Source organism: Aliidiomarina minuta, from assembly GCF_003987145.1.
Taxonomy (GTDB): domain Bacteria; phylum Pseudomonadota; class Gammaproteobacteria; order Enterobacterales; family Alteromonadaceae; genus Aliidiomarina; species Aliidiomarina minuta.
Genome location: NZ_PIPL01000001.1, coordinates 430,953 through 456,012, shown reverse-complemented (window position 1 = coordinate 456,012; position 25,060 = coordinate 430,953). Strand labels below are relative to the sequence as shown.

Genomic DNA, 25,060 nt, shown 5'->3' with positions numbered 1-25,060 from the left:
TAATTTATGGAGATTCGCTATGGAGAGCAGGATCATCTGACAACACCTCACTCAACACACTGTAATGGGCTTCTAAAATAGTCTCTACTTTTGCTTTAAGTGTGTTAACCAGCTCACGGGTGTCTTCCAATTCGATATCTTCATAGATTTGTTCAAACGCGATAATAGGAGTTTGCGTGTAGTGTGCCCAACGTTTACCGATCCTCGAAACAATTTTAAGCCCTTCAACCTGGCCAGTCAGCTGAGCTTGATACTCACTTGACTCCAGGTATTGAAAGATTCGTTTTCTATCCGTCTCACTTACAGGTCCAATTACCAGATCAAGCCGTAAATGCCCTGCGCCAATTTCCCACTCGAACAAAATTCCCTTTCCTGAGCGAGTCCATGATGCACTTTCATCAATTTCAGGTAATAACTTTTTGAGCCGAGGATCATAAAAGCGATTAACTTTGCGATATTTGCTATCCAATACGATCCGGTTTTCTTTCTCCAGCAAATTCATAACTTTCTGCGCCAAATCAAGATAAAAGTCTTTTGGGGTTGGAATGTGCTCATTAAGAATGTCTATGGCCTGCTTATGCCGTTTATAGATACTCCGGCAAAGCTCAGCTACCTTTGAGTCTTCCAATACATGTCCCTCCAAATAATCCGCATAGTTCGACAAAGCATTTTTTACATCATTCGGTGTTGATGACGCTATCGCCCATTTCTTTACTAACCTATGGACCAAGGTATAGGACACTGGAATCCAATCGGGCTGACTAGCCGGGCTACCGCTCGGTGTAAGATATATCAACAACGCTGGTAAGTTATCTAAGTGAGTTTCAATCTGAGTTTCGTATTTCGTCAGTTGCCCGCCGTGCTCACTAGCGCCAATCTTATTTTCTATTAAAACCAACCACTTACCCGGCATTCGAAGTAAAATATCAATATGCATATACTCACGATAAACCTGAGTATCGTTTAATGGGTCCAGCCGCAAAGGAACTCCATGAAATACATCAGGAATCACAGTTTCGGCATCCTCAGTGACTTCTAGTAAGAAATCTCTTAACAATTTATCCCCCAAGCCATGAGGCCTGCCAGGGTCAAGAATATAAGAAAGAAAGTCGGAATGGCGAAGCTCTTGCCGTCGCGTGCCCAGTGCATCGAAAATATTAAAGCGCTCTTCCATATCACTTAGCGCCTGAAAGTCATTATCATCTAATAAATTAATTAGCAGAGCCTCTAAATTGTTAGAGGCCAGAGTCTTGTCTTCCTGGTCCATTGCAATACCCGTTTACTCGAACGACTCAATAATAATTCCGGAGGCATTACATGAATCGGACGATTCAGAGTCATATTCAACATAAAAACTTAGCGGGAAGCCAAAATTAGAATCAAAGACAACATGGTCATCAGCACTCATAGTGGCAGTTAATCTGTCTGGAAGATTAGCTATAGCATAGGACAACTCATAAAATACCAGCTCCTCCATCGTCGCCCCGCCTAAATCTCTGCGGTCATCACCGTCCCACTCAATATCTGACTCGTCAACTGTACCCTCGGTAACTCTAACAGTAGCCCTCGACGACATCTGCGGTTCGGCGCAACTACCACTAATGAAACTAGCCCTATAGGTATAATCCTGCAAATCCGCCTGTTTCCAGCTTTCTATGCCAACATTAAACTCCGCAACATAATCTTCCAATGGGTACCCCATTTCATCGAGGCTAATCAACTGATGGTTAGATACGTTATAACAGGAATAATAAAAACCGTCCCCAACACTATTGCTGCTATAAAAGAACTGGTTGAGCTCTTTGTGGAACCATTCAGTGACCACTCCCCTCTCGTCAAATGTTGGCAACTCCTCCATATTTCCAGACTGGCGACCTAATAGCACGGGTTTACTGGCAAGAACATCGAGCAGCCTTTCATGCAACTGCTCGTAGCCAAATTCTTCAGATGGAAGACCAATAGGTCGGCCCTGGGAGGACGGGTAAATGGTGTAAGGGTCGCCTGAGTCTGGCACTACGTCTAGCACAGGAGAATATGGATCAGACGCAGTATTATCATCACAGTTCAGAAACGTGAAAAGTCTGGTAACGGCATAACTTTGTAAGTCGGTGGATTGCCAGTCGTGTTGTGCCTGCTCAACAAGCTCTGTCGCAATAACCAGCTTAAGATCGGCAATGCTCTGTTCAACAAGTGTGCGCGTGTCGTTAAAGTTCTCTGATATAGTTTCTTCATCAGAGGAATTACAACCAAGAAGCAATAAGATACATGCTATTCCGAGCATTGAAGTTTTCATGGGGCCATCTTTAGTTTACATTATATCAACTTTCTATTTATACCCGGATTTAAGAATAAGTCCAGAATCAACCTGAATATACTCCATAGCATGAAGGGCCTTTTTAATTTCGGGCCTCTGCCCGTGCTTTGGCTTCTTCCAATGAAGGTACAGACCACTCAGCCCGCTGTTCGTCGGTGATGATATCCGCCTCAACGTCATATAAAACCCAATTACCGGCATCATCAACGCTAAACTGGGTGCCGTACCACTGAGGCTGTTCGAAATACATCATGAGCCGATCCCAGGATGCGGCCTTTAACCAGTTCGCACGTGAATAACCCAAAGTGGCAGAGACCGTTGCCAATGAATGGGCTATACGAATATCTTCCACCGCTTCCCCATGCTGAAAAATCACCGCGGCATTAAAATAATCCAGACCTGTTTTTATGTCACCGGCAGCCAAAAGGGCAAGCACAGCCTCTCTGCGTTCAGCGTCTTCTTTATCCAATATGTCCCAGTCAAGATCCGGATTGCGCCGCGCTTCCTGATCTTCATCAAACATACGCTGGAGCTCAACATTGTCCTGCGCAAAAACATTAACCGGGGCAAAAATAAGTACAGCAAAAACCACAAAGCTCAGTGTCTTCATCTAACCATCCTCGTTTTATAGTTATAAGCTCAATTTAATTGCCCAGGTTATTATTATGTTACTGAGCTTACTAAACTTAACTCGTACCCACAACCGACAAACAAGTCACCAAATACGCTCCTGATCTAGCAAAGTGGCACTGGCCACGGACACGTCTACACTGTTCAATATGACTCATTTCCATTGAGGCGATCCTATGCATAGCGTTTCACCTGGCCAGTTCGGCGCCTACCTGCGCACAAAATGGGCCTCCCCACGTCGAATTCGATTCTGGCTGCTCATACTACTCATCCTGTATACCTTGCTAGGATTTTTTGCGGTGCCCTGGGCTGTTGAGTACATGGCGGTGAACACAGTTGAAGAGGATTTCGAGCGCAAACTTCAAATTGAGAAGGTACGCGCCAACCCCTATACGTTAACGCTTCGCGTTGATGGGCTTGTACTTAAGGATATCGACGACCAGGAGCTAATTAGCTGGGAGCGACTTTCCGTCGATCTTGCCTGGTCGAGTATTATCAACAGAGCCTGGACATTTAACGCAATCCGCATTGATACCCCGATCATTGAAGAAGAACGCTTCGCGTCGGGCCAAACCCGGTTTACCCGACTGGCAGACGCAAGACCTGATAGAGCTGAGCCCGAACCCGAAGACGAACCGTCGCCTCCTGCCTTGCGCATCAACAATCTACGTGTCGAAAGTGGTGTGTTGCGCTTCACAGATAACCTGAACAACGAGACCGATGATGATACTGATACACCGGAACAGATATCACTGGCACTGCAAAACATAGGGCTGACTGTAGAGGATTTCACGCTGCACGAAGATACGAGCGCTCAGGTCCGCTTAGAAGGACAACTCGCCGAAGGCGGTATGCTTGCCTTCGACGGTACACTTCAGATACTACCGACTCCCGCCTTAGAGGGCACGGCCAATATCGATGAACTGGCTATGGTACAGGCCGCTCCTTATTTGCAGTACTTCGTCGGCTTACAACTAGATAGCGGGATTCTGTCCTTGAGTGGCCAAATGCATACCGGTGCACAACAACCCTTTGCATTTCAGGGTTCCGCTGGCATTAATGAGCTAAGCATCAGCCAGGGGCCTGATGACGAGACACTGATCGGGTGGCACAGCTTGTCCACCGAGCAGATTGAGCTGAGCCTCACAGAGAGAGAGCTTGAGAGCGGTACTATCGTCGTCGACGGGCTGTCTGGGCAGGTCGTCATCAACGAGGATCAGACCACCAATTTCGGCGATCTCGGAGATACTCCCCCAGCCGAAGAAGACACAGAGAATGAAGAAAGTGAAAAGCCAGACCCCTTTAGTATCACTATTGAAGGCATTGAACTGACCGATGGCGCCCTGCAGTTTAGCGATGATTCTCTGCCGCTGCCTTTCTCGACGCACATCCAGATGTTAAGCGGGGAGGTATCGACGTTGAGCTCTACCTCAGACGAACCTGCACGGTTGAACCTGGAAGGCCAGGTCGAAGATTACGGCCTTGCGCTTGCTGAAGGCTCTTTCCACGTCTGGGAACCTACACGCGAGACCAATATAACACTGACATTTCGCAACCTTGAAATTCCCGAGTACTCGCCTTACACCGTCGACTTTGCTGGCCGTGCTATCGCGGGGGGCACTATGGACCTTGATCTTGAATACACCATCGACGACGAACAACTCGAGGGAGAAAACCAACTAGTACTCCGCGATCTTGAACTCGGCGAAGAAATTGACTCCGACGACACTATGGATCTGCCGCTAAACTTAGCCATTGCCCTGCTCGAGGACAGCGATGGCGTTATTGATATTACGCTACCCGTAACAGGGGATGTTGACGACCCGGAATTTGACTTCAACGCGATCATCCGCGAGGCACTGGGGCAGGCTATTACCTCAGTTATCGAAGCGCCTTTCAGGTTTCTGGCAGATCTCATCGGTTCGGAGTCTGAAGATCTTGGCCAGGTAGAATTCTCGGAGGGTCGTAGCGATCTGGGCCCTCCTCAGCAAGAGCGCGTCGCAGAGCTTCGCGAAGCTCTCAATCAGCGCTCGGCGCTGATCCTGGAACTCGCGGGGCCTTTCAGCCGGGAATTTGATGGCCAGGCCCTGAAACAAGAGAAGGCCATCGAAGGCTTACGTCAACACCTGGAGGAGGTCGGTCGTGACGCTGAAGACCCAAGCCTGACGAGCGAGTCAAACCAGGATAGGGTCGAAGCAATGTTCACCTCGCATTACCCGGACAGTGACCTCGAGGCGGTCCGGGAACGCTTCACCGAGGAACAAAATGAGTCATCTGATGAACCAGAGTTTGACGCCCTCGCCTATCGTACTTACCTGGCCGAGCAGGTGGTCGCCGCTCAATCCGTTTCGGATAATGAACTCATAGCCCTTGCCAACGCCCGAGCAGCAGCAATACGGGACGCTCTGGTCAATGCAAACGAAGATACCGGTATCGCTGATGACCGCGTGCGTATTATGGAGCCCGAAGAGATCGATTCAGTGGACGACGAGCGCATTGTCATGGAGATTGGTGTCACCACAGATTAAGGCTCCCGCCTTCGCTGCATGTTCCATTCAGTGTTTCCCCGCAGAACGAAACCTAGTGAGGAATAGTACTGCTGAAACCGACCCCTGGTGCGAAACACTGGATACGGTAATATTCTCTACGTGGTAGGCGCCTTTCCGAAGCAACTCATTGCCGTGGGGGCTGTGAAGCCAGGCAAGAATACCGAGGTTCGCGCAAACCGTAAACCAAAATGCGGCGCGTACTATTAGTGATCGCTGCTTAATTGCAACAAATCCCACTTATTTCCGTAAAGATCCTGAAATACTACAACCGTTCCATACTCTTCAATTCGTGGTTCTTCGTTGAAAATAATACCGTTAGCTTTCATCAACTCATAATCTCGCCAAAAGTCGTTCGTTTGTAAAAACAGGAAAACTCTGCCCCCAGTCTGATTGCCGATAAACTGAGCTTGTTCCTCTGTACTCGCTTGAGCCAACAGTAAATTTGTTCCATTCGAATTTGGCGGTGAAACTTGAACCCATCGCTTACCACCACCTAAATCGGCATCTTCAACTAACGTAAACTGAAGCTTTTGGGTATAGAAATCAATGGCATCGTCGTAGTTTTCAACGACAAGGGCGATATTGCCAATTTGCTGTTGGACGACTTTAGGCATAATTGCTTTCCAATAGCTTAAATACCGGATTCTATACTACTTTTATACGTTTACCGAAAGCCAACGCCGCGCTCTGCGGAAATTTAGGAGCGAAAGCGAGTAAACTTTCCGTAGCAGCGCTTGGTTATACGCTACCTTCTCTTTCAACCACCAACACTCTTACTTCCCCTCTAGGGTGCGCAACGTGTTCTGTACCAACTGAAGCAAAGAAAATATCACCAGCATTCAATAAAACCGACTCTTCCTCGCCGTTCAATCGATAGAGCATATCAACCTGTCCATCCAATACGACGAATACTTCTTCACCGTCATTAACATGCCATTTGTACGGTTGATCTGTCCAATGCAGGCGAGTCGTTATTCCACTCATATTGGCAATATCCGTTGCTCCCCAAGCGCGCTCAGCCTTAAAATCTTTACTTCTAACTACTTTCATAATCCTCTCCGAAAATGGACGTTACGCTACTCGTATAACGCCCCGCTAATGTGCGCCGCTTGCGGTGTCACTTTTAAGCGGCTTACTAGCAGCTTCGGCTCGCAAACGCTCCACCAGCCAGACTTTAATAATTGATTGCCGAGTAACACCGATTCGAGCAGCTTCACGGTCAAGCGACTCCACGACCCAAGCCGGAAAATCAACGTTAATGCGCTTCGCTTCTTGGTTCACTCGTCGTGCACTCTTAACGTCCAGATCATCGATGATGTCATCTGCATCTTCATCAAACTTCTTGTCAAAATCTTTAGCTTTCATACAACTCTACCTCTCTCTTACGCGAGCGTCTTACCGAGATGAGACGAATCCTCTCCCCTCGGTAAGTGATAACAGCGGACCAGTGTTTGCTACCAATAAGACCAATAACGAGGTAGCGAGGTTCATCGGCAGTCTTTGCTTGAATCTCAAGTAAATCCTGGTCATCCCATAAAGCCTGAGCGTCACGGAAGTCGATTCCATGTTTCTCTAGATTCGCTTGGCTCTTATCATTATCAAACTCAAAAATGTGCATGAGTATAAATTATTCCTTTTTTACTCATTTAGCAAGAAGGGTAGAAAAGTGCGATTGCTAACGCCGCATTCACCGGCGTGCGTTAGCGCGTCCGGCGCCGCAGGCGCGCAGTTAATTGACTTGTTATCTTCTTCCATGATTTCCAACAAGAATGCCGTTCACGCTTAAGTCCTCATCCAGCTGGGGCCAGTGAATACCTTCTCCGTCACTCAGTATTTCCCAGTCAGTAAGCTCAGACTCTGTTGCTTTGGACAATGAGGGAAACCAAGTGAGCGGCACCGAAATGGTGCGCCCGTCAACAAGCTCTACAATAAGTGAGTCCGTATCGAAACTGACGGATTGTGCGAGGGGATGATGTTCAACTGCTAAAGTAGCCATTCCAAGCCTCCAAAAACGTATCTCTATTTTCGACCACCAGTTGCTCGAGTTTTCTCAATTATTTTGGCGCAAACCGAGTAGAGCTAGCGAGAGCCACTGGTTTCAACCAGAATTTCGCAAGCATCTTCTCGCGCTGAATATGAATATGGGCGGGCTCTGCATTCTCATTACTATAAAAGAAGAAACGGTACGGCCCTAATCGTAAGACTGTCGGCATGTTTAAAGATTACCCTAGAAATGCCCCAACGCCAACTTGAAGATAACGCTCGCCTAAGCGGCGAGCAACTTGTTGCGAGTCCAGCGGCTGAAAGTCGCGATGCTTCAGGCGTTTGTTAGGCTCCGACACGGGTTAAGATTCCTTCAAACGCCCGTCGATCCTCAGTGCTGAAAACACGATATGGGACGGGCATCGCACCACCAGAACGAAGATGAATGAGATAGATACCTGAGAGGCTGTTTACAGATAATACTTCATCCCACCCACAGAACTTGACACCTACTTTAGATTCGCGGGTAAGCCCGACTTCGCTAAAGGTGAACTTGCAGGTACCTACCGTTGCAACTTTTATCTTGAACATTATGGGAATGAATACTGCTGAGAAAGCCCTCTCAATAATAGGCCAATTCCACGGCAAGTATCGATTCGGAGGCTTCTGCATAGAAGCCAAATGCAAAGGCATAAAATCACACACCATACGTTTGTACTCAGCTAGCTGGTACTCGACAGTAACGCTAATCGTGTCGCCGGAATGTTTCATAGTAAGCCTAACGCCAAGCACACGGGCGGCAAGCCGCGCGGCGGGTTGCCGTCCCAGCGGCCATAGGCCGCGAGTGATGCGTATTGTTAGGCACTATTCCCACCTAAAGCTGGCCACTGCTGCCATGAACCTACAGCGAATAAGCCGCCAATAAACAAACAAATACCAGAACTAATTAACCAAAACGTCAGGTTGTTTTCTGGGAACATTGGCATTAATCCCACGAAGGAAATGCCACGAAGTAAAAATATACTGGTAATGAGGATTAGCGCCAATTTCGTCAGAGGTAATCGTTTAATCGCACCCGCGCCCGACAGACCATAGAGCGCCCAAACTAAAAGCACTAAAACAATGACAGAGGTTACAATTGTGGGATACCAAAGCCCCTGCTCTGCCATCTGGGCCATCTGTTCACCAGCACCAAAGAACCGATACCAATCGCCGCCAAATACAATGCAGCCGAGATGAGCAAGCGCGGCCGCAAAACAGCAGATTGCCGCAGCCAGAAGATACTTATTACTCGCAGAATGCATCTTTCCTCCCTGAATGCCTAACCTTTGTATAGTGAGCAAACACGTTTTATCACCGCAGGTTTTCAGGCGGTATCGAAGTCAGGTAATTGATATAGCGAGAATTTCGTTATGAGGAGGCTCTTTCCTTGGAAAACAAACTGAGCATGCTCGTTTTACTGTATCGCTACGCCTGATATCCTTGGCACACGTTGTTATTATGTTGTTGACCATACTAAAATAAATCCCTACTCGCAACTGCAAAGCGTGCGCTCCCCTCAAGCTAAATGAGCATACCTTTGGGTTCTACCCCGTTTCTATTTAAAGCATCGGGCCAGAACTGCGTAAATAGGTCAAAGGTGTTTCGGCCGAAGATTAATACCTCGGCGGATAATGTCAGGTCGATTGCGTACTGCAGGTGCTCGTCACCAGTCACGCTATCTAGATGGTGGCATAAGCCACTTGCCATGGTATTTATCGAGTGAATCACGTGTGCCATGTAACTACCTCCTGCCGATAGAAGCGTGAACGTCATTCTCTAGTCGCGTGAGACTTTCCGAACTCGACAAGCTATCAGCGGAAAGTGCTGCTTTCATAGTTGGCTCTTCAAGCTATGAGGCGGTATTGCTAACATGCGTTAGTTGGGTGAATTTTTCCAGTTTAATGCCCCACCCCATGCCTTACTTAACCGAAAAGGGATGACTATGAGTTTTTCGCGCCCATGATTGTTTTACTGCTGCTTGTAGTAATGATCTGGTTCTACAGCTGGCAACTGATACTGCCGATTGCAGTGGCTACCGTGTCGGTGCCTTTCGTCGTGCTGTTATTGGCTGGTGCCTATGAGTCCGTCGCAGAGGGCACGCCCTTCTTAGTATCGGACCTGATATATATCGCTGGCTTATTTGCCATTATCGGCTTTGTGCTCTATCTGGTGTTTATTGCGCCCGCTTATTATTTACTGCGCCGCATGAGTGCGCCTCTTTACCTCACTTTTCCGGCGCTGGTGGCCGTGTTTAATCTGGTGCTGTTCGTGCTCCTGGCGGAGCAAGCACCAATGCCGGGTTATGCCTTGGCACCACTATGCGGCCTGGTCCATGCCTGGGTAGTCCTGTGGTTGATGCGACTGCTTCCTGCGGTACGTCCAAAGCAATAACGCCGCTTAGTTTACTCGTAGCCCTTTGACGAGAACACAATCTTGAATTTGCACGTGATTCCCAAGCGGATGCAGGCGAACAATATCTACCTCCCAGGAAAAGTCTTTTATCCGCTCAAACTCGACCTGATAATAAAAGTTCAGGCGCGGAGTGCTACTGAACAGGTGTATGTATGGCATGCTTTCAACCGCCCAATTACCTGCTAGCGGCTCACTGTCTGCAAAGGTGATGATGAACTCTTGCTCTCTCGTTAAGGTGAGTGTTTCCATCGACTCACAATCTTCGGCTGTATACTCCCCTTGCACATCGCGCCCAGGCTTTTCAGTAAAATCAGCATCAAACAGGTAAAGACCAATGTTATCTCCCCGATACCAATGATTGCCCCGCTGAACAATGGTCGTGCTGATGTTGTGGTAGCCAAGCTCATCCAATGCCTTTACCAGACTATCAACCGACGGTCCAAAAGCGGCCCTTGAGCCACTTAAAAGCGTCGAGGAATCAATAGAGCTAGGTGGCTGCACCGATATCACTTGTACATCAAAACCTTCGCTTTCGAGCAATTCCTGGACCTGCTCAACACTGGATTCATTCAGCTTATAGTCATTCAAAAAGACTTTTTGTGATGCGCAGCCGGCCGCCGTCATCAGGATAAAGAAAGGTAAGAAAAAAGATGCAGCAGTTTTCATATTTCACGTTCCCTGTTTAAGGACAATTACTAGAGCAGACCTGCTCGAACTAATCCCTGACGCACGGCATCAACGAATTGGTGGAACACGTGAGTCTGGCGTCTCCTTCCGGCTGAATTCAGAGACTCGAAAAAAGTAGACCTTAGTCCGCGGGACAACTCTAACTGGACTCCGGCTCCATGCGGAGCAATCAACGCTACCATGGCTAGTTCGCGCGAGGCCACCCGAACACGAAAGTCACGCCCCTCGGTTTGCTGGACCAGCTAAAGCAAAGTCAGGCTCTGTGGCCGCTTCAATTACATGCGCTTCCGATAGGCTCCCGGCGTCATACCGACAACCTGCCGAAATGAACGTCGCAGGCTGGCCTCGTCCCTAAAACCAATCGCGCTGGCTATCATCGCAACCGAGCGATCCGTTGTAATCAATTGCTCCCCAACTTGATTCATTTTCACCAGGCGCATCAGTTTACCGCATGAAATCCCCGTTTCCTTCAATGTCCGGCGCTGAAGCGTACGGGGTGCAATGTTTAAGGCCTCAGCTAAATGCACGATAGCTAAATTCTCTGGACTCGTAACTTCAATTAACTGTATAAGTGAGCGTACCCAGCTGCTGCGCTGCAGCAACATCGGTACCTCTTGAAGTGGCGTCTCACGCCCTTCAGGGCGGGGCAAAACCATGTGACGGCGAATTCCATTCACCATGCTGGTTCCGCATCGCTCCTCTATAAATGCAAGCGCCAACGGCAAATACCCGTGTACACCCGACGCAGTTGCATGCGTGCTGGTATAAACCAGAGTCTCGTGAGGCTTCCAGCTTACGCTCGGAAATGTTTGCCCTGCAAGCTCGTGTAACCACCACGTGGTCGTCGCCGACATACCATCCAGGCGACCTGCTCGGGCCAATATAATGACGCCGGTGCAATAACCGAATAGTCGCACCTGTGACGGTAGCTGCTTGAGGCTCTGAACCAGTTCACTGTCCTTTTGACTAATAACATTTTCGGCGTCACGCCACGCGCCCGGGACTAAGAGCACATCAATTGAAGACGCTTGCAATGGCTCGGTTGTTACACTTAAACCAGGTGCGGCCGATACCTCACCACCTCTCACACTCAGCCAACACACCTTAAAACGCTTGCTGCCCTCATGAAGATTCGACGCACGTAAAATATCAGCGAAGGCAAATAGCCCCGCTGGTAAGCAGTCTGGATAAACTAACAACCCTATGGTTAATGCACTCATGGCATGAATTGTATGAAATATGTCAATTTAAGCCATAGTAACGCCAAGGCAACGGATTCACAATACACGCTCATTACCAGTATGTATAAACTGAGGACTCCAGCCATGCAAATAACTCAAATCAGAAACGCGACCATCATGATAAATATTGGAGATTACAGAATTTTAGTTGACCCCATGTTGGCACGCAAAAGTACAATTCCAGCACTTAAATATGTTACTCGTGCGCGCCGCCGCAATCCGCTTGTCGAGTTGCCGGAAGCAGCTGATTCATTGCTAAGCACGGTGAGCCATTCGCTCATCACCCACTGCCAAAAAGGCCATTTCGATCACCTTGATCGTGCAGGTGCTAAGTTTTTGCGGGACCACAACGTACCTGTCTTTTGTATGCCGGACGATCGTCAGTTTCTCGCAACTAAAGGGTTAGCGACACGCGTGCTTATCGATGGTACTCAGCCCTTTCTGGATGGAAAACTCACACCTATTCCCTGCGTTCATGGCGAGGGCATTGTTGGTAGAATGATGGCGCATGGCCATGGTTACTTCATTGAATTTCCCGGCGAACCCAGCTTGTATTTAGCGGGAGATACGATATTGACCGGAGAGATTGCTGATTTTATCTTGAGAAAACAACCGGATATCTGTTTAGTTCCCGCTGGAGGTGCTCAATTCGATATCGGCGGGGAGATCATCATGGGGCTAACGGACGTTGAGGAACTGGCAGGCATCAGCACCGGAAAAATTATTGCAAACCACCTCGAAGCGCTTGATCACTGCCCGGTTACACGGCTTCAGCTTAAAAATTTACGAGAGCGGAAAGGCCTAGAGCAGCGTTTGTATATTCCCGATGACGGTGAGACTTTGGTGTTTGAGTGTTAACGGGCGGTTGGCTCTAAAAATGGGGGGCTGTTTACAGCCCGAGCACAACGGCACGAACGAAGTGAGTGTCCGGCGCCGAAGGCGCGAACTGATGCGACTTGTTATGCAGCTGTGAGCTCAAGCTTCTGAACCTTATCTAAACTCAAGTTCTTTCCGGCATGCCATAAGTCGTAAGTATCTTGCATCGCAAGCCAACTCTCAGGGCTTCTGCCTAGTGCTTTCGATAAACGAAGTGCCATTTCTGGGCTAATGCCACTTTGGCACTTTAAAACCCTATTTAGAGTAGAAGGAGAAACATCTAACTTTCCAGCTAGATAACGGCAACTCAAGCCAAAAGGCTCCATATACGTTGCCAAAATAAATTCGCCCGGATGGGCTGGGTTAAACATTACAGACATCAGTGATAATCCTCATAATCAAGCAGATACGTATGGCCATCACGGAACTCGAAGGTTAAACGCCAGTTTCCACTGACCGCTATAGACCAAATACCCTTCCGGTCACCTTTCAACGGATGAAGTTTGTATCCAGGAATGTCGAGATCTGAAACTTCCATTGCCGTATTCAGAGCCACCAGCTGCATACGTAATCAGTACTTCCTGTTTCGAAGTAAAGCCTCAGTCCTTTGTGCTTGAAAGTTTTAATCATGGATTACAGTGTAGCGCGTTGCGCAACGGAGTCAAGCTGCATAACGCAGCCAGCACGCGCTGTTTTTTAGTGAAGGCGAAGCCGCAGCGGAGAAACAGTCGCTTTGTCTGGCCTTGTTAGCCTTCATACTTAACCTCTAACTTTGCATTATTAAATAAGGTAACAAAGCCTTTTTCCTCTGATAGCTTTAAAAATACTGACAACCCTATTTCAGTAATCTCACTTGGGAACTTCTCAAAACCGGTTTTAACTGAAAAATTCAATTTCCCGGATTTTTCATCCTGAATATTTTGTTGGGTTGCGATAAAGTTTTTTACCGCCTCATCTGACAGTTTTAGCGTGTACTCAGTCTTTCCCGCTGACTTTGAGAAAAAACCGGCCACCGGTGCAATCTTTTCTTCGCTAAGTAAAAGCAATGGAAACTTAAATTCTCTCATTCCTTTTTCAGTGGTTAGTGCAAGAGCCAATTCCGCACTTTCTACATCTGCTCGCACAGGTTCATCAACGTGAATTTTTGCTCTAAGATCTTGAGGCTGAATGCTAACAAAGTCCTCTTTACCAAATGAACGAAATTCGAGCATCGTTCCTAGTGGAACACTAGCGCAACTACTCAATAAAGCGGAAATTAAAATAACAGCAAATCTAGTCATTGAAACCGTCCTTGTTTTGAAGGCTAACATCTATGGACGCTCCCATTTGTGCAAGTAAAATGTCGAAGCCTAAAGAGTGTGTTGCAGCCATCTATCCGGGCTCTCGTTGCCGGATTTCCGGCGGCCCCTGACGGTATTCGCTAACTGGGTCCTTATCATTTGAACGCTCTTAAAGAGCTATGTTAGGTTCAGGTTTGCCCAGTGACGATGTCATCTCTTTGCCTTCTACTTCTTACCTGCGCAACACGGTTGCGAGCCGGTTATCAGGAGTAAGACTCCTGGTATCTTGTTCCTTTACTTAGCAGAGCCCACACAGTTCGTGCTAATTTGTTCGCTAACGCGACTATCACTACATTTTTATGTCGTCGGCAGAGTAAGTCACGTAGCCACCTACTGACCGCCCGATTAGGATTCAAGTGGCGGATGACAGCTCTAGCACCATGTATCAACATACTACGTAAGTAACCATCCCCGCGCTTGCTGATGCCCTGCAATTTATTCTTTCCACCGCTCGAATGCTGTTTTGGCACAAGTCCTAACCATGCTGCGAATGCCCTTCCATTATTAAAACTTTTAATATCACCAAGGCTTGCCACCAGTGCAGATGCCGTTAGTGGTCCGATACCAGGCACCTCGCGCAAGCGTTTGCAGTCATCTGTGCTGCTCGCATTCCCGTGAATCTCCGATTCCAGAAGTGCTATATGCTCGTCGGTTTCTCGTAATCTGGATACCATCACATGAACATGCCGCCGCATAAGCTCCGGTAATCGACATTCAACAGCCCCGTATTCGTCTTTAATCCAGGCTCTGAATTTATGAAGCCCTGCCGGCGCTATCACACCAAATTCGCCCATGGTTGCTCGTAACCGGTTTACTAACGCTGTACGGTCTCTGACTAGTCCCCGACGGTCACGATGCAATAGCATTAACGCTTGTTGCTCAACAGACTTGACCACTACAAAGCGCATGCTCGGCCGACACACCGCTTCACATATTGCATCGGCATCTGTTGCGTCATTTTTGTTCGTTTTCACATAGGGCTTCACATACTGGGGCGGCATCAATTTAACTTCATGCCCGAGCAGTTCAATCTCTCTAGCCCAGTAATGCGAACTACTGCACGCCTCCATTCCAACAATACATTTTGGAACATTGGCTAGCATCGACAACAGCTTAGCTCTACTCACAGCTCGATTAAACAACCGCTGACCCCGTTTATTCGCAGCACATACCTGAAAGACATGCTTGGCTAAATCAATTCCGATTACCGATATCACCTTATCCATCACTCCTCTCCTCAATAAGCTTCATATTAACAATCCAAGTTTAGTGGACTATTAGAGAGGGAGCGTCCATACCATTATTTGTATAGTGTGCCAGCACGCTTCCGCCGCCTGGGTTTTGAGGCAAACGTGAATCACGTTATTGAAATAACAAAGAGAATAAACAAAAAAGGCTCTTTCCCTTGGAAAACAAACTGAGCATGCTCGTTTTGCTTTTTAGCTATGCCTGATATCCCTGGCTATGTTTTTTTTATGTTATTGACCTTACAAGAGTTAATTTAATCGGACAAGTACAAATATGCGTAATGTCTGACGTAACCGTGCTACATGATTTGACTATGATTTTTGTAATCATCACTACAACTCATGGAAACGTCATGGCAAGCCGATTTATTGAAGAACTGCGCCTGCGTGTGCAAGATATTTTCTTTTGATAGTCAGGCACTGACTGTAAGAGACGGAAAAGGTAACAAAGACGGCCAACATTATGCAGGTGCTATAAGCCCATTAGACCGAGTGCCAGTTAATTTAACGGACTGGCACTCAGGGCTTACAAAATGTTCAGGGCTGAATCCATACAGGGTTTGTCCAAGCGCCCCGCCCTTCTTTATCTTCCACTTCCAGGCTAATCCAGCCTTCCGCATTGGCCGGAATGGGTAGTGTTAACTCAAGTTGCTGAGTCATGTTTTCCGGTTCAAGGCTGAAAGTTTGCAGGACTTCGCCACCCTTGCCCAGCATACGTACTTCTTTTAAGCCATTGGCCGCAACGAATTGCACCGTCCAGTTGCCACCGGCGTAGGCCTGCCCACCAAACATAATATCCTGCGGATACAGAACAGGACCTTGTGTAGCATAGCCGCGACCGGCTTTCAGTGCTTTGGCAAAGTTTAACGGGGTCAGCTCATCGTCCACATAACCCATCATGCGAATGCTGCCTGATAACTGATTCCAGGCATCATGGGTATCGGTACCCGCTGTCAGATACATGGTTTCACCGCTATCCCATAGCTCATAAGCTTTGTTCAGTGTTCGTTCGTCATCGGCACTGGAGTTCAGCTCCAGCAAATCGAATCCGTCAGTTTCTCCACCGGGCACTGCATCATTTGCGAGGTTGGTATAATAACCGTAATCGTTAAAAGGATGATTCATGGGGATGACCTCGGCCCCCATGTCATGCATGGCGTCTATCAAAGTATGTATATCGTCGGTTCCCGGATCAACGGTCAGAGTTGCGTCGAGAGCAATAGGAAATGGATTCATATGAGCCCAGGACGGCGAGATCTCAATCGACGGAATAAAGGGCACTCCGCGTTTGGCTGTCAGCTCAGTATAGGCTTCGTAATTAATAGTCGAGTCATGTTCACTGAGAAAAACCAGATCCAGGGCTGCGGCTAGTTGAGAACGCACTACCGTTTCCGGTGGCGTAATCGCCTCTAAAACATCCCCATGATGATGCAGATCAGCACCGTACCAGTGCTGCTGGCCAGGATAAGTAATTTGCGCAATGGTCACGTCCTGCTGATTGGTTTTACCTGACTCAAGTGTCACATCCAGAGTTTGCAGCTGACTGATAAAACCAGCGCCGGCATCGATGCTTACAGTATATTCGCCGGGTGGCAGTTCTATCTCGGCCTGACCAACGGGCAGCAGTTCAGTGAAGAAACTGCGTTTTCCCAGAAACTCAACGGGTGGCTCCTGCCCTTCAATAATGCTTATCCTCGCGTCTTTAGCCTCACCTGAGCTGGCTTCTGCAATGCTCATAGCCAGGGTTCCTGGCCCTGCCAGGTCGATAAAGTTAAGGCTCTGTTCGCTGCCCGACTCCACCTGGATGGTCTCTACCTCGCTGTTAGCATGCCCCGAGGCGGTGCCATATAACTGATATTCACCTTCCGGCAGTTCCATGCTGTATTCGCCATCATTGGCCAGGGTCCAGGCGTAGAGGTGACTGTTTTTTTCAATAATTACAATGCCATTGTCAGGCACCTTGCCCTCGTCGGCCAGCAGTTGACCGGAGATGGTGCCGGTAGGCTCGCCCCGGCGTGTCGCTTCCGCTTTAACCACAGGAGCAAGATCGCCATCAGGAACGACCTGAAGTTGAGCTTCAAAGGTACGGCTAGCACCCACGTTGAGCGTATGTCCCAGGTACATATCACGACCCGCGTAAGTGTTACGATCGAAATAAGGCGCATGCAATGCAAACAACCAATCGCGGGCATAAGCCACAGTGCGATCGCTTAAGGTATTTTCACCCCGTGCACCATGACCGTTCTCCAGTCCTGGCACTGCGAACATATTGCCAACATCAGGCCATATGGTAAAACCGGACTGCAGTTCGAGATCCTCTTCGCCCTGGTTAGTCATCACGGTTTTTAGCTCAATGGCATCAGAACCAGCAGCCAGGGTATACCAGGTAGTAATGTCGACATGGCCAAAATTTCGGCTTACCTTAATGACAGCTTTATCGCTGGTGTCTTCCAGGATCTCAACGGATCGGCGATCGTTCGGCCAGGCTGACCAGCCATTAGGAATAAAGTCGGCAAAGGCAATGCGGTCTTCATCGATGTCACCGTTTTTAACCGCCGCCAAATCAACCAAAGCGCCCCGTGGCACTCCCCAGGGTGCCCGTGACTCGACCGCCAAAGCAAATGCAAGGTGTTCGTTACGAACGGTAATATCTTGCTCGTGAGTGGCTTCTCCATCCGGGATCGCCGTTGCACCTTGAGTAATAGTGACATTCGCATGAGCCGCTGAGCCCAGTACTAAACCAAATACCAGAGTCGCCACTGCGCTTTTTGAGATTCTATGCATGAAGGCATTTCCTTTTTGCGTAGTTCTTCGTGTGAGTTCTCGTACCATTGTGCGCTAAGTTAATTAATCGTTCAATTAATATTAGGTTACAGCTATGTTGCAAATTATCATTGTCTGCGACTGCAATAAAAAAACCCGGCTCCATTGAAGTGGCCGGGCTTTTTAAGCTTACTCTGTAACTTAGTTCAAATCGAAACGATCTGCGTTCATTACTTTAGTCCATGCGGCAATAAAGTCTTTGGCGAATTTCTCTTTCGCATCATCCTGCGCATACACTTCTGCGTAAGAACGCAGTATCGAGTTAGAACCGAATACCAAATCCACACGGCTGGCAGTAAACTTCACCTCACCAGACTTGCGATCGCGAATTTCATACAGGTTCTCACTCACCGGTTTCCAGGTGTTATTCATATCGGTTAAGTGAACAAAAAAGTCATTGCTCAATACGCCAACACGGTCCGTGAAGACACCTTCTTGAGTGCCACCATGGTTGGTGCCCAATACGCGCATACCACCGACTAACACCGTCATTTCATGAGCCGTTAAGCCCAGCAACTGAGTGCGATCCAGCATCATTTCTTCAGCTGAAACTACATAGTCTTTTTTCAGCCAGTTACGATAACCATCACTCACGGGCTCGAGCGGCTCGAATGAATCGACATCCGTCATCTCATCTGTGGCATCGCCGCGACCCGGCGCAAACGGAGCTGTAATCGCAAAACCCGCATCCTTCGCGGCTTTTTCTACTGCTGCCGTACCACCCAGTACTATCAGATCCGCCATACTGACAGGCTTGCTCAGTCCGGCCTGCACTTCAGCTAAAGCAGTTAACACTTTTTCTAAGCGCTCCGGTTCGTTCCCTGCCCAGTCTTTCATTGGCGCCAAACGAATACGGGCGCCGTTAGCACCACCACGGAAATCTGAACCACGGAAAGTACGTGCGCTGTCCCAGGCCGTAGACACCAGCTCTGAAATACTTAACCCCGTGTTCAGCAATTGCTTTTTAAGGTCGCTGATTTCTGACTCACTCAGGGTATAGTCGACTTTAGGCACTGGATCCTGCCAGATTAAATCTTCCGCCGGTACATCCGGTCCCAGATAACGATCTTTAGGCCCTAAATCACGATGCGTTAATTTGAACCAGGCCCGTGCAAAAACTTCAGAAAAATACGCTGGGTCTTTGTGGAAACGCTCCGAAATTTTGCGATATTCAGGATCTTTAATCATCGCCATATCGGCATCGGTCATGATTGGATTGTAACGCTTGCCTGAGTTTTCTACATCAACAGGCTTATCGGCTTCTTCAATGTCGATAGGCTCCCACTGCCAGGCGCCAGCCGGGCTCTTCTTCAGTTCCCAGTCGTACTTGAACAGCAGATAAAAATAACCATCATCCCAGGTGGTTGGATTGGTGGTCCATGCACCTTCAAGGCCACTGGTTACTGTATCAGGACCATTGCCCTTACCTTGCGTGTTCTTCCAGCCTAAGCCCTGCTCTTCAAGGTCAGCCGCTTCAGGCTCAACCCCTAATTTTTCAGCATCGCCATTGCCGTGGCATTTGCCCACAGTATGGCCGCCGGCAGTAAGCGCGACGGTTTCTTCGTCATCCATTGCCATACGAGAAAACGTCAAACGAACATCCTGAGCTGTTTTCAGTGGATCTGGATTACCATCCACCCCCTCTGGGTTAACGTAAATAAGCCCCATCTGTACTGCCGCTAATGGGTTCTGCAGCGAGTCACGTTTGCCGTCATCGTCATAGCGATTTTTGGTTGCGTCCAGCCATTTTGTTTCTGAGCCCCAGTAAGTGTCTTTTTCCGGGTGCCAGATATCGGCACGACCACCAGCAAAACCAAAGACTTTAAGTCCCATGGACTCATAGGCCATGGTGCCGGCTAGAATAATCAAATCAGCCCAGGAAAGTTTGTTGCCGTATTTCTTCTTAATCGGCCACAATAAACGACGGGCTTTGTCTAAGTTTGCGTTGTCAGGCCAGCTGTTAAGAGGTGCAAAGCGCTGATTGCCCGTCCCTCCGCCACCGCGACCGTCGGCGATACGATAGCTGCCCGCTGCGTGCCAGGCCATACGAATCATTAAACCACCGTAGTGACCCCAATCGGCTGGCCACCAGTCCTGGCTGTCTTTCATAAAGGCGTGCAGGTCTTTTTTTACCGCAGCCAAATCTAAACTCTTGAACGCTTCGGTATAATCAAAATCTTCACCCAGAGGGTTTGTTTTGTTGTCGTGCTGATGCAGAATGTCCAGATTCAGCGCATTCGGCCACCACTTCATATTGTCGTTTGTTTTCTCTGATGTATTACCACCGTGCATAACCGGACACTTGCCCATGCTTTTTTGTTCGCTCATTAACCCTCCTCATATAAACTGAATAATTTCAGTTCATATTTATATCGCCTTTTTTGAAGACCATTAAATTTCACACCATCAGTTGTACCGATGTGGTGAGATTTCCACAAGCGTATGTTTTCGATTGTATTAATAGCCAGATCCAATCAATAACTAAAATGTCTGCAATGGCAGGTAGTACCTACCGCCTGTTGCTAAGGGAAGCTTTGGCGTAGATAATGGCGGCCTGTTGTCTTATGACCCGTCCCATTTCACCAACCCGGTAGCCTTATTCATGGAAATCAAAGTTAATTTTCTCGAAAACCTCAGACTGGAAGCTAAGTTTGATGATTTCACCGTCGTCACAGACCAGCCTATTCGTTATAAAGGCGACGGCTCAGCGCCCAGCCCTTTTGACTATTTCCTGGCTTCATCGGCGCTGTGTGCGGCTTACTTTGTCCGGGTGTACTGCATTGCTCGGGACATTCCTACCGACAATATACGTGTGTCGCAAAACAACATTGTCGACCCTGAGAACCGTTACAATCAGATTTTCAAAATACAGGTGGAACTACCAGAAAATATTTCCGCTAAAGATCGCGAAGGCATTCTACGCGCTATCGAGCGCTGCACGGTGAAAAAAGTAGTGCAAACCGGTCCTGACTTTCAGATTGAGACGGTAGAAAACCTGGAACAGGATGCTCAGGCGCTGCTGATGGGCGACGTCCAGGAAGGGTCTGGCACTTATATTGAAGGCAAAGATCTGCCTTTAGAACAAACCATTGCCAATATGACCGCGATTCTCGCGGACCTGGGCATGAAGATTGAAATAGCGTCCTGGCGCAACATAGTGCCCCACGTCTGGTCACTACATATCCGTGATGCGGCTTCTCCCATGTGTTTTACCAACGGCAAAGGTGCCACCAAAGAGAGCGCCTTGTGCTCCGCTTTGGGTGAGTTCATTGAACGGCTGAACTGCAACTTCTTTTATAACGACCAGTTTTTTGGCGAAGACATTGCTAACAGTGATTTTGTGCATTACCCCAACGAGAAATGGTTTAAACCCAGCGCAGACGACGCCTTGCCTGCCGACATTCTGGATGACCACTGCCTGGCTATCTATAACCCGGACAACGAGCTTTGCGCTTCGCATTTAATAGACACTAATTCAGGCAATACAGAGCGCGGCATTGTCGCCCTGCCCTACGTCCGCCAATCAGATAACCAAGAGGTTTATTTTCCTTCCAACCTGATTGAAAACCTGTTTTTAAGTAACGGCATGAGTGCGGGCAATACCTTACCTGAAGCTCAGGTCCAGTGCCTGTCGGAAATTTTTGAGCGGGCGGTGAAAAAAGAAATCATTGAAGGCGAAATTGCTTTGCCGGACGTGCCTGACGAAGTACTCAGCAAATACCCAAGCCTGGTCGAAGGCGTCAAAGCGCTGGAAGCCCAGGGTTTTCCGGTGCTGGTGAAAGACGCTTCCTTAGGCGGCCGTTTCCCGGTGGCTTGCGTTACTTTAATGAACCCCAGAACCGGGGGTGTTTTTGCCTCCTTTGGTGCCCATCCGAACTTAGAAGTAGCACTGGAGCGCAGCCTGACAGAACTACTACAGGGCCGCAGTTTTGAAGGTCTGAATGATATTCCCCAGCCTACCTTTAATTCCATGGCAGTGACTGAGCCGAATAACTTTGTCGAGCACTTTATTGACTCCACAGGCTTAGTATCCTGGCGTTTTTTCAGTGCGAAAAGCGATTATGAATTTAATGAATGGAATTTCTCCGGCACTAACGAAGAAGAAGCCACGACTTTGTTTGGCATTCTCAAAGACATGGGTAAAGAAGTCTATATGGCGGTGTATGAAGACTTAGGCGCACCGGTCTGTCGCATTCTGGTACCGGGTTATTCTGAAGTTTATCCGGTTGAAGATCTGGTTTGGGACAACACCAATATGGCGTTGGACTACCGCGAGGATATTCTGAATCTACACCGCTTAACGGATGATCAGTTAAGCGCGCTGGTTGAGCGCCTGGAAGACAGCCAACTGGACAACTACCTGGACATCACCACCCTGATAGGCGTTGAGTTTGATGACAACACTGAGTGGGGCCAGCTCACCATACTGGAACTTAAACTGCTTATTCACCTTGCTCTGCAACAACACGAAGAAGCTCAGGAAATGGTTGAAATGTTCCTGCAATATAATAACAACACGGTAGAACGCGGTTTATTCTACCGGGCAGTAAGCGCAGTACTGGAAATCGCTCTGGACGACGAGCTGCAACTGGAGGATTATCTGACCAACTTCAACCGCATGTTTGGTGACGACACCATGCAGGCAGTAGTAGGCTCAGTCAACGGTGAAGTGCGTTTCCACGGCCTGACTCCAACCAATATGCAACTGGAAGGCTTAGACCGCCACCTGCGCCTGATTGAGAGCTATAAGAAACTGCACGCCGCCCGTGGTGCCAAAATTAAAAGTTAACTAAGCGCACTAGGCAACAGGGTTATCTGAAATCAAGCAAACACTAAGCCCCGGGCTGGCATCAGTGAACTCCAGTTGTATGCCGGCTTGTCGGCATACTTGCTGCGTAATCGCCAGCCCCAGGCCACTGCCAGTAGGAGGTTTCTTATCGCCTGTGGTATCTCCGCGCCAAAACCGCTCCAGCGCACATGTCTTATCCGCATCACTTAAACCCCGACCATAATCACGCACACATAGAAATGTCTCAGTATCTTTTTTATAAACACTCAACTCGACAGTATCGTTAGAATACGCAAGTGAATTGTCCAGTAAGTTACGCACGGCTATAGCCAATAAATCAGCATTACCCTTTAAATATAAAGCCATATCGCCTTTTACAAGCACTCGTTCGAGGCTATCTACATCAGCCAATGCCGTTGCAATCACAGTTTCGGCTTTGCATAAACCTGGCTCGTACCCATTCTGAGCGTTATCAGCATCTAACCGGGCCAGAGTTAATAATTGCTCAATCACTTGCTGCATACGGCTTACGCTTGCCTCAGCGTCGCGCAGCACTTCACGGGCATTTATGGGCTCCAGACGTTGAGCCAGTTGCACATTGGTTTTTATCGCCGTTAATGGAGTACGTAACTCGTGCGCCGCATCGCTGGTAAATCGTTGTTCTTTCGCTAGCAAGGTACGTACCCGTTCTAATAGCGAGTTCAGGCTTTGTTGCAACGGAGCTATCTCGAGAGGCATTGGCAATTCAAAAGGTTCCAGCTGGTCAGCTCGTCTTTGTTGTAGCACGTGGCCCAGCTGATACAATGGGCGTAATCCCCTGCGAATCCCCCACCAGGTTGCCAACAGCATGCCTATCAGGGCTATCAAAACCGGTCCGGCGACAGCTGTGAGTACACTTCGATATAAAGCCTCTCGTCCAGCTACCCGGTCGGCAGTGGTAATGATCAATTCGCCATGCTGATAAGTAAACAAACGCCAGTTTTCACCTTCAAAGTTACGCACTTCAAAGCCAGGTTCGGGGGAATCCAATAGAACGTCCATATCGTCCCGGGTCCGAATCAATAGTTCTCCACTTTGTAAACGCACCTGACAGGCCACTCCCTCTAAAGAAGGTTGTTGTGGCATTATAAATCGGTTGTGCAGGCTCGCGGGTTGCAATTGTGTTTCCGGTATTTGTTCAAGTAACCCGGCAACCATACGGGCACTAGACGCTAAACGCTGATCCAGCGTATTCCGTAACTGTCCTTGTAAGTCCACTAATAACCAGGTTGAAACTGCCGACCATAACAATACAAAAGAAACTAGCAAGGTGACCAGTAAACGAGACTGAATACTCTTCATTTAACTGATCCAGCAGTCGCTTTTCCCAGCCTATAGCCAAGCCCGCGCACCGTTTCAATAATGTCTTTACCCAACTTCTGCCGAACATGGTAAATATGCACACTTAAGGAGTTAGAATCAGGCTCCTCACCATATCCATACAGACTGTCATACAGTTGTTCAGTGCTAATAATCCGTCGCCCGGAATACAACAGCTTCTCGATAAGCGCCAGCTCTCTTCGTGGTAAAAATACAGTCTGTCCATGCAACCGAACTTCTCTTGTACTGGGATTGAAATCGACAGCTCCATGGCGAATTAATGGAGCTGAGAGCCCACTACTACGTCTGATTAACGCATGCACACGGGCTATAAGTTCATCCAGTTCGAAAGGTTTGAGAACATAATCATCAGCACCCGCTTGCAGGCCCAACACCTTGTCCTGTAAACCATCACGAGCGGTCAACACCAATACAGGTAGCTGCATACTTTGCTCGCGCCAATGCCGTAGCACCTGCATGCCATCGCCGTCAGGCAAGCCTAAATCCAGTATAACCAGGTCGCTTGAGAAATGTGTTAACGCTTGTTTAGCGGCAACCCCAGTCGCCACGCGGTTAACGGCAAAGTCGTGCAACTGCAGACCGCGCTCTATAGCACCTGCGATCTGATCATCGTCTTCTACTAATAAAATATGCATGATGGTAAGAGTACATGTATCAGGTTAATTGAGAGTTAAGGCGTTTAGAGCAAATATACAGCAGTTAACTTTAACTTAATCGACAACAGGCAGCCTAGCACCATTATTTTGT

At 48.3% G+C, this 25,060-nt stretch carries 25 protein-coding genes and 1 pseudogene; 4 read left to right on the top strand and 22 right to left on the bottom strand.

Annotated elements, in window-relative coordinates:
- Positions 1-4: 4 nt before the first annotated feature.
- The 3 genes from CWE09_RS02210 to CWE09_RS02200 all read right to left on the bottom strand — a co-directional run bounded on the left by CWE09_RS02210 (position 5) and on the right by CWE09_RS02200 (position 2,924).
- Positions 5-1,267 (bottom strand): PDDEXK-like family protein, encoded by a 1,263-nt coding sequence (locus tag CWE09_RS02210; RefSeq protein WP_126802273.1) that lies wholly within the window; start codon positions 1,265-1,267, stop codon positions 5-7.
- A 12-nt stretch (positions 1,268-1,279) separates the two neighbouring features.
- Positions 1,280-2,293 (bottom strand): DUF6174 domain-containing protein, encoded by a 1,014-nt coding sequence (locus CWE09_RS02205; RefSeq protein WP_126802272.1) that lies wholly within the window; start codon positions 2,291-2,293, stop codon positions 1,280-1,282.
- A 103-nt stretch (positions 2,294-2,396) separates the two neighbouring features.
- Positions 2,397-2,924, bottom strand: coding sequence for a hypothetical protein (locus tag CWE09_RS02200; RefSeq protein ID WP_126802270.1), 528 nt, complete (start codon positions 2,922-2,924; stop codon positions 2,397-2,399).
- Between the two features lie 196 nt (positions 2,925-3,120).
- Here CWE09_RS02200 and CWE09_RS02195 point away from each other — a divergent pair, with 196 nt between their 5' ends.
- Positions 3,121-5,472 carry a DUF748 domain-containing protein gene (locus tag CWE09_RS02195; protein WP_126802268.1) on the top strand — a complete coding sequence of 784 codons (2,352 nt, stop codon included), beginning with the start codon at positions 3,121-3,123 and terminating at the stop codon, positions 5,470-5,472.
- Positions 5,473-5,696: 224 nt separating this feature from the next.
- On the opposite strand, the gene CWE09_RS02190 is transcribed toward CWE09_RS02195, so the two are convergent.
- The 8 genes from CWE09_RS02190 to CWE09_RS02155 form a co-directional block, all read right to left on the bottom strand.
- Entirely contained in the window at positions 5,697-6,107 is a 411-nt protein-coding gene (locus tag CWE09_RS02190) for a VOC family protein (RefSeq protein ID WP_126802267.1), read from the bottom strand.
- Between the two features lie 124 nt (positions 6,108-6,231).
- A complete protein-coding gene (locus CWE09_RS02185; protein WP_126802265.1) occupies positions 6,232-6,543 on the bottom strand; it encodes a cupin domain-containing protein in 312 nt (103 codons plus the stop codon).
- Positions 6,544-6,588: 45 nt separating this feature from the next.
- Positions 6,589-6,858, bottom strand: coding sequence for a type II toxin-antitoxin system BrnA family antitoxin (gene brnA, locus CWE09_RS02180; RefSeq protein ID WP_126802263.1), 270 nt, complete (start codon positions 6,856-6,858; stop codon positions 6,589-6,591).
- Positions 6,848-7,111 carry a BrnT family toxin gene (locus CWE09_RS02175; protein WP_126802261.1) on the bottom strand — a complete coding sequence of 88 codons (264 nt, stop codon included), beginning with the start codon at positions 7,109-7,111 and terminating at the stop codon, positions 6,848-6,850. The genes brnA and CWE09_RS02175 overlap by 11 nt, the downstream gene beginning before the upstream one ends.
- Positions 7,112-7,234: 123 nt before the next feature.
- A complete protein-coding gene (locus CWE09_RS02170) occupies positions 7,235-7,489 on the bottom strand; it encodes a DUF2442 domain-containing protein (protein ID WP_126802259.1) in 255 nt (84 codons plus the stop codon).
- A 58-nt stretch (positions 7,490-7,547) separates the two neighbouring features.
- Positions 7,548-7,706 carry a DUF4160 domain-containing protein gene (locus CWE09_RS02165; protein WP_241974286.1) on the bottom strand — a complete coding sequence of 53 codons (159 nt, stop codon included), beginning with the start codon at positions 7,704-7,706 and terminating at the stop codon, positions 7,548-7,550.
- 115 nt (positions 7,707-7,821) lie between these two features.
- Positions 7,822-8,247, bottom strand: a complete 426-nt coding sequence (locus CWE09_RS02160; protein ID WP_126802258.1) for a YcxB family protein — start codon at positions 8,245-8,247, stop codon at positions 7,822-7,824.
- An 86-nt stretch (positions 8,248-8,333) separates the two neighbouring features.
- Positions 8,334-8,780 carry a hypothetical protein gene (locus CWE09_RS02155; protein WP_126802257.1) on the bottom strand — a complete coding sequence of 149 codons (447 nt, stop codon included), beginning with the start codon at positions 8,778-8,780 and terminating at the stop codon, positions 8,334-8,336.
- 697 nt (positions 8,781-9,477) lie between these two features.
- Between CWE09_RS02155 and CWE09_RS02150 the strand changes: the two genes are divergently transcribed.
- Positions 9,478-9,909: a hypothetical protein gene (locus tag CWE09_RS02150; RefSeq protein ID WP_126802256.1), complete on the top strand. Its 432-nt coding sequence runs from the start codon at positions 9,478-9,480 to the stop codon at positions 9,907-9,909.
- Positions 9,910-9,915: 6 nt separating this feature from the next.
- Here the strand turns inward: CWE09_RS02150 and CWE09_RS02145 are convergent, their stop codons facing one another.
- The 3 genes from CWE09_RS02145 to CWE09_RS02135 all read right to left on the bottom strand — a co-directional run bounded on the left by CWE09_RS02145 (position 9,916) and on the right by CWE09_RS02135 (position 11,837).
- Entirely contained in the window at positions 9,916-10,596 is a 681-nt protein-coding gene (locus CWE09_RS02145; RefSeq protein WP_126802255.1) for a hypothetical protein, read from the bottom strand.
- Between the two features lie 29 nt (positions 10,597-10,625).
- The gene (locus tag CWE09_RS14335; protein WP_126802254.1) at positions 10,626-10,799 is read right to left on the bottom strand and encodes a poly-gamma-glutamate hydrolase family protein; all 174 of its coding nucleotides are present in this window, start codon (positions 10,797-10,799) and stop codon (positions 10,626-10,628) included.
- A gap of 93 nt (positions 10,800-10,892) precedes the next feature.
- Positions 10,893-11,837: a GlxA family transcriptional regulator gene (locus CWE09_RS02135; protein WP_126802253.1), complete on the bottom strand. Its 945-nt coding sequence runs from the start codon at positions 11,835-11,837 to the stop codon at positions 10,893-10,895.
- A 12-nt stretch (positions 11,838-11,849) separates the two neighbouring features.
- Here CWE09_RS02135 and CWE09_RS02130 point away from each other — a divergent pair, with 12 nt between their 5' ends.
- Positions 11,850-12,716, top strand: coding sequence for an MBL fold metallo-hydrolase (locus CWE09_RS02130; RefSeq protein ID WP_241974285.1), 867 nt, complete (start codon positions 11,850-11,852; stop codon positions 12,714-12,716).
- 101 nt (positions 12,717-12,817) lie between these two features.
- Here CWE09_RS02130 and CWE09_RS02125 read toward each other — a convergent pair whose 3' ends face one another.
- From CWE09_RS02125 to katG, 6 genes and pseudogenes are all read right to left on the bottom strand, one after another.
- Positions 12,818-13,114, bottom strand: a complete 297-nt coding sequence (locus CWE09_RS02125; RefSeq protein ID WP_126802252.1) for a HigA family addiction module antitoxin — start codon at positions 13,112-13,114, stop codon at positions 12,818-12,820.
- Positions 13,114-13,364, bottom strand: a pseudogene (locus tag CWE09_RS02120) (type II toxin-antitoxin system RelE/ParE family toxin). The gene CWE09_RS02125 and the pseudogene CWE09_RS02120 overlap by 1 nt, the downstream one beginning before the upstream one ends.
- A gap of 116 nt (positions 13,365-13,480) precedes the next feature.
- A complete protein-coding gene (locus CWE09_RS02115) occupies positions 13,481-14,014 on the bottom strand; it encodes a hypothetical protein (RefSeq protein WP_126802251.1) in 534 nt (177 codons plus the stop codon).
- A 263-nt stretch (positions 14,015-14,277) separates the two neighbouring features.
- Complete coding sequence (locus tag CWE09_RS02110; protein ID WP_126802250.1) at positions 14,278-15,300, bottom strand: IS110 family RNA-guided transposase; 1,023 nt, start codon at positions 15,298-15,300, stop codon at positions 14,278-14,280.
- Positions 15,301-15,858: 558 nt separating this feature from the next.
- Complete coding sequence (locus CWE09_RS02105) at positions 15,859-18,105, bottom strand: CehA/McbA family metallohydrolase (RefSeq protein ID WP_126802249.1); 2,247 nt, start codon at positions 18,103-18,105, stop codon at positions 15,859-15,861.
- A gap of 180 nt (positions 18,106-18,285) precedes the next feature.
- Positions 18,286-20,472 (bottom strand): catalase/peroxidase HPI, encoded by a 2,187-nt coding sequence (katG, locus tag CWE09_RS02100; protein ID WP_126802248.1) that lies wholly within the window; start codon positions 20,470-20,472, stop codon positions 18,286-18,288.
- Between the two features lie 274 nt (positions 20,473-20,746).
- Here katG and CWE09_RS02095 point away from each other — a divergent pair, with 274 nt between their 5' ends.
- On the top strand, positions 20,747-22,933 hold the full coding sequence (locus CWE09_RS02095) for an OsmC domain/YcaO domain-containing protein (protein WP_126802247.1): 2,187 nt from the start codon (positions 20,747-20,749) through the stop codon (positions 22,931-22,933).
- A 9-nt stretch (positions 22,934-22,942) separates the two neighbouring features.
- Here the strand turns inward: CWE09_RS02095 and CWE09_RS02090 are convergent, their stop codons facing one another.
- Both CWE09_RS02090 and CWE09_RS02085 read right to left on the bottom strand, forming a co-directional pair.
- On the bottom strand, positions 22,943-24,274 hold the full coding sequence (locus CWE09_RS02090) for a histidine kinase dimerization/phospho-acceptor domain-containing protein (protein ID WP_126802246.1): 1,332 nt from the start codon (positions 24,272-24,274) through the stop codon (positions 22,943-22,945).
- Positions 24,271-24,948 (bottom strand): response regulator, encoded by a 678-nt coding sequence (locus tag CWE09_RS02085; protein ID WP_126802245.1) that lies wholly within the window; start codon positions 24,946-24,948, stop codon positions 24,271-24,273. The genes CWE09_RS02090 and CWE09_RS02085 overlap by 4 nt, the downstream gene beginning before the upstream one ends.
- Positions 24,949-25,060 lie beyond the last annotated feature (112 nt).

Excerpts from the sequence above, each read along its gene's own strand:
- CWE09_RS02210 (WP_126802273.1), bottom strand. The coding sequence starts at position 1,267 with ATGGACCAGGAAGACAAGACTCTGGCCTCTAACAATTTAGAGGCTCTG.
- CWE09_RS02205 (WP_126802272.1), bottom strand. The coding sequence starts at position 2,293 with ATGAAAACTTCAATGCTCGGAATAGCATGTATCTTATTGCTTCTTGGT.
- CWE09_RS02200 (WP_126802270.1), bottom strand. The coding sequence starts at position 2,924 with ATGAAGACACTGAGCTTTGTGGTTTTTGCTGTACTTATTTTTGCCCCG.
- CWE09_RS02195 (WP_126802268.1), top strand. The coding sequence starts at position 3,121 with ATGCATAGCGTTTCACCTGGCCAGTTCGGCGCCTACCTGCGCACAAAA.
- CWE09_RS02190 (WP_126802267.1), bottom strand. The coding sequence starts at position 6,107 with ATGCCTAAAGTCGTCCAACAGCAAATTGGCAATATCGCCCTTGTCGTT.
- CWE09_RS02185 (WP_126802265.1), bottom strand. The coding sequence starts at position 6,543 with ATGAAAGTAGTTAGAAGTAAAGATTTTAAGGCTGAGCGCGCTTGGGGA.
- brnA (WP_126802263.1), bottom strand. The coding sequence starts at position 6,858 with ATGAAAGCTAAAGATTTTGACAAGAAGTTTGATGAAGATGCAGATGAC.
- CWE09_RS02175 (WP_126802261.1), bottom strand. The coding sequence starts at position 7,111 with ATGCACATTTTTGAGTTTGATAATGATAAGAGCCAAGCGAATCTAGAG.
- CWE09_RS02170 (WP_126802259.1), bottom strand. The coding sequence starts at position 7,489 with ATGGCTACTTTAGCAGTTGAACATCATCCCCTCGCACAATCCGTCAGT.
- CWE09_RS02165 (WP_241974286.1), bottom strand. The coding sequence starts at position 7,706 with ATGCCGACAGTCTTACGATTAGGGCCGTACCGTTTCTTCTTTTATAGT.
- CWE09_RS02160 (WP_126802258.1), bottom strand. The coding sequence starts at position 8,247 with ATGAAACATTCCGGCGACACGATTAGCGTTACTGTCGAGTACCAGCTA.
- CWE09_RS02155 (WP_126802257.1), bottom strand. The coding sequence starts at position 8,780 with ATGCATTCTGCGAGTAATAAGTATCTTCTGGCTGCGGCAATCTGCTGT.
- CWE09_RS02150 (WP_126802256.1), top strand. The coding sequence starts at position 9,478 with ATGATTGTTTTACTGCTGCTTGTAGTAATGATCTGGTTCTACAGCTGG.
- CWE09_RS02145 (WP_126802255.1), bottom strand. The coding sequence starts at position 10,596 with ATGAAAACTGCTGCATCTTTTTTCTTACCTTTCTTTATCCTGATGACG.
- CWE09_RS14335 (WP_126802254.1), bottom strand. The coding sequence starts at position 10,799 with ATGGTAGCGTTGATTGCTCCGCATGGAGCCGGAGTCCAGTTAGAGTTG.
- CWE09_RS02135 (WP_126802253.1), bottom strand. The coding sequence starts at position 11,837 with ATGAGTGCATTAACCATAGGGTTGTTAGTTTATCCAGACTGCTTACCA.
- CWE09_RS02130 (WP_241974285.1), top strand. The coding sequence starts at position 11,850 with ATGAAATATGTCAATTTAAGCCATAGTAACGCCAAGGCAACGGATTCA.
- CWE09_RS02125 (WP_126802252.1), bottom strand. The coding sequence starts at position 13,114 with ATGTCTGTAATGTTTAACCCAGCCCATCCGGGCGAATTTATTTTGGCA.
- CWE09_RS02115 (WP_126802251.1), bottom strand. The coding sequence starts at position 14,014 with ATGACTAGATTTGCTGTTATTTTAATTTCCGCTTTATTGAGTAGTTGC.
- CWE09_RS02110 (WP_126802250.1), bottom strand. The coding sequence starts at position 15,300 with ATGGATAAGGTGATATCGGTAATCGGAATTGATTTAGCCAAGCATGTC.
- CWE09_RS02105 (WP_126802249.1), bottom strand. The coding sequence starts at position 18,105 with ATGCATAGAATCTCAAAAAGCGCAGTGGCGACTCTGGTATTTGGTTTA.
- katG (WP_126802248.1), bottom strand. The coding sequence starts at position 20,472 with ATGAGCGAACAAAAAAGCATGGGCAAGTGTCCGGTTATGCACGGTGGT.
- CWE09_RS02095 (WP_126802247.1), top strand. The coding sequence starts at position 20,747 with ATGGAAATCAAAGTTAATTTTCTCGAAAACCTCAGACTGGAAGCTAAG.
- CWE09_RS02090 (WP_126802246.1), bottom strand. The coding sequence starts at position 24,274 with ATGAAGAGTATTCAGTCTCGTTTACTGGTCACCTTGCTAGTTTCTTTT.
- CWE09_RS02085 (WP_126802245.1), bottom strand. The coding sequence starts at position 24,948 with ATGCATATTTTATTAGTAGAAGACGATGATCAGATCGCAGGTGCTATA.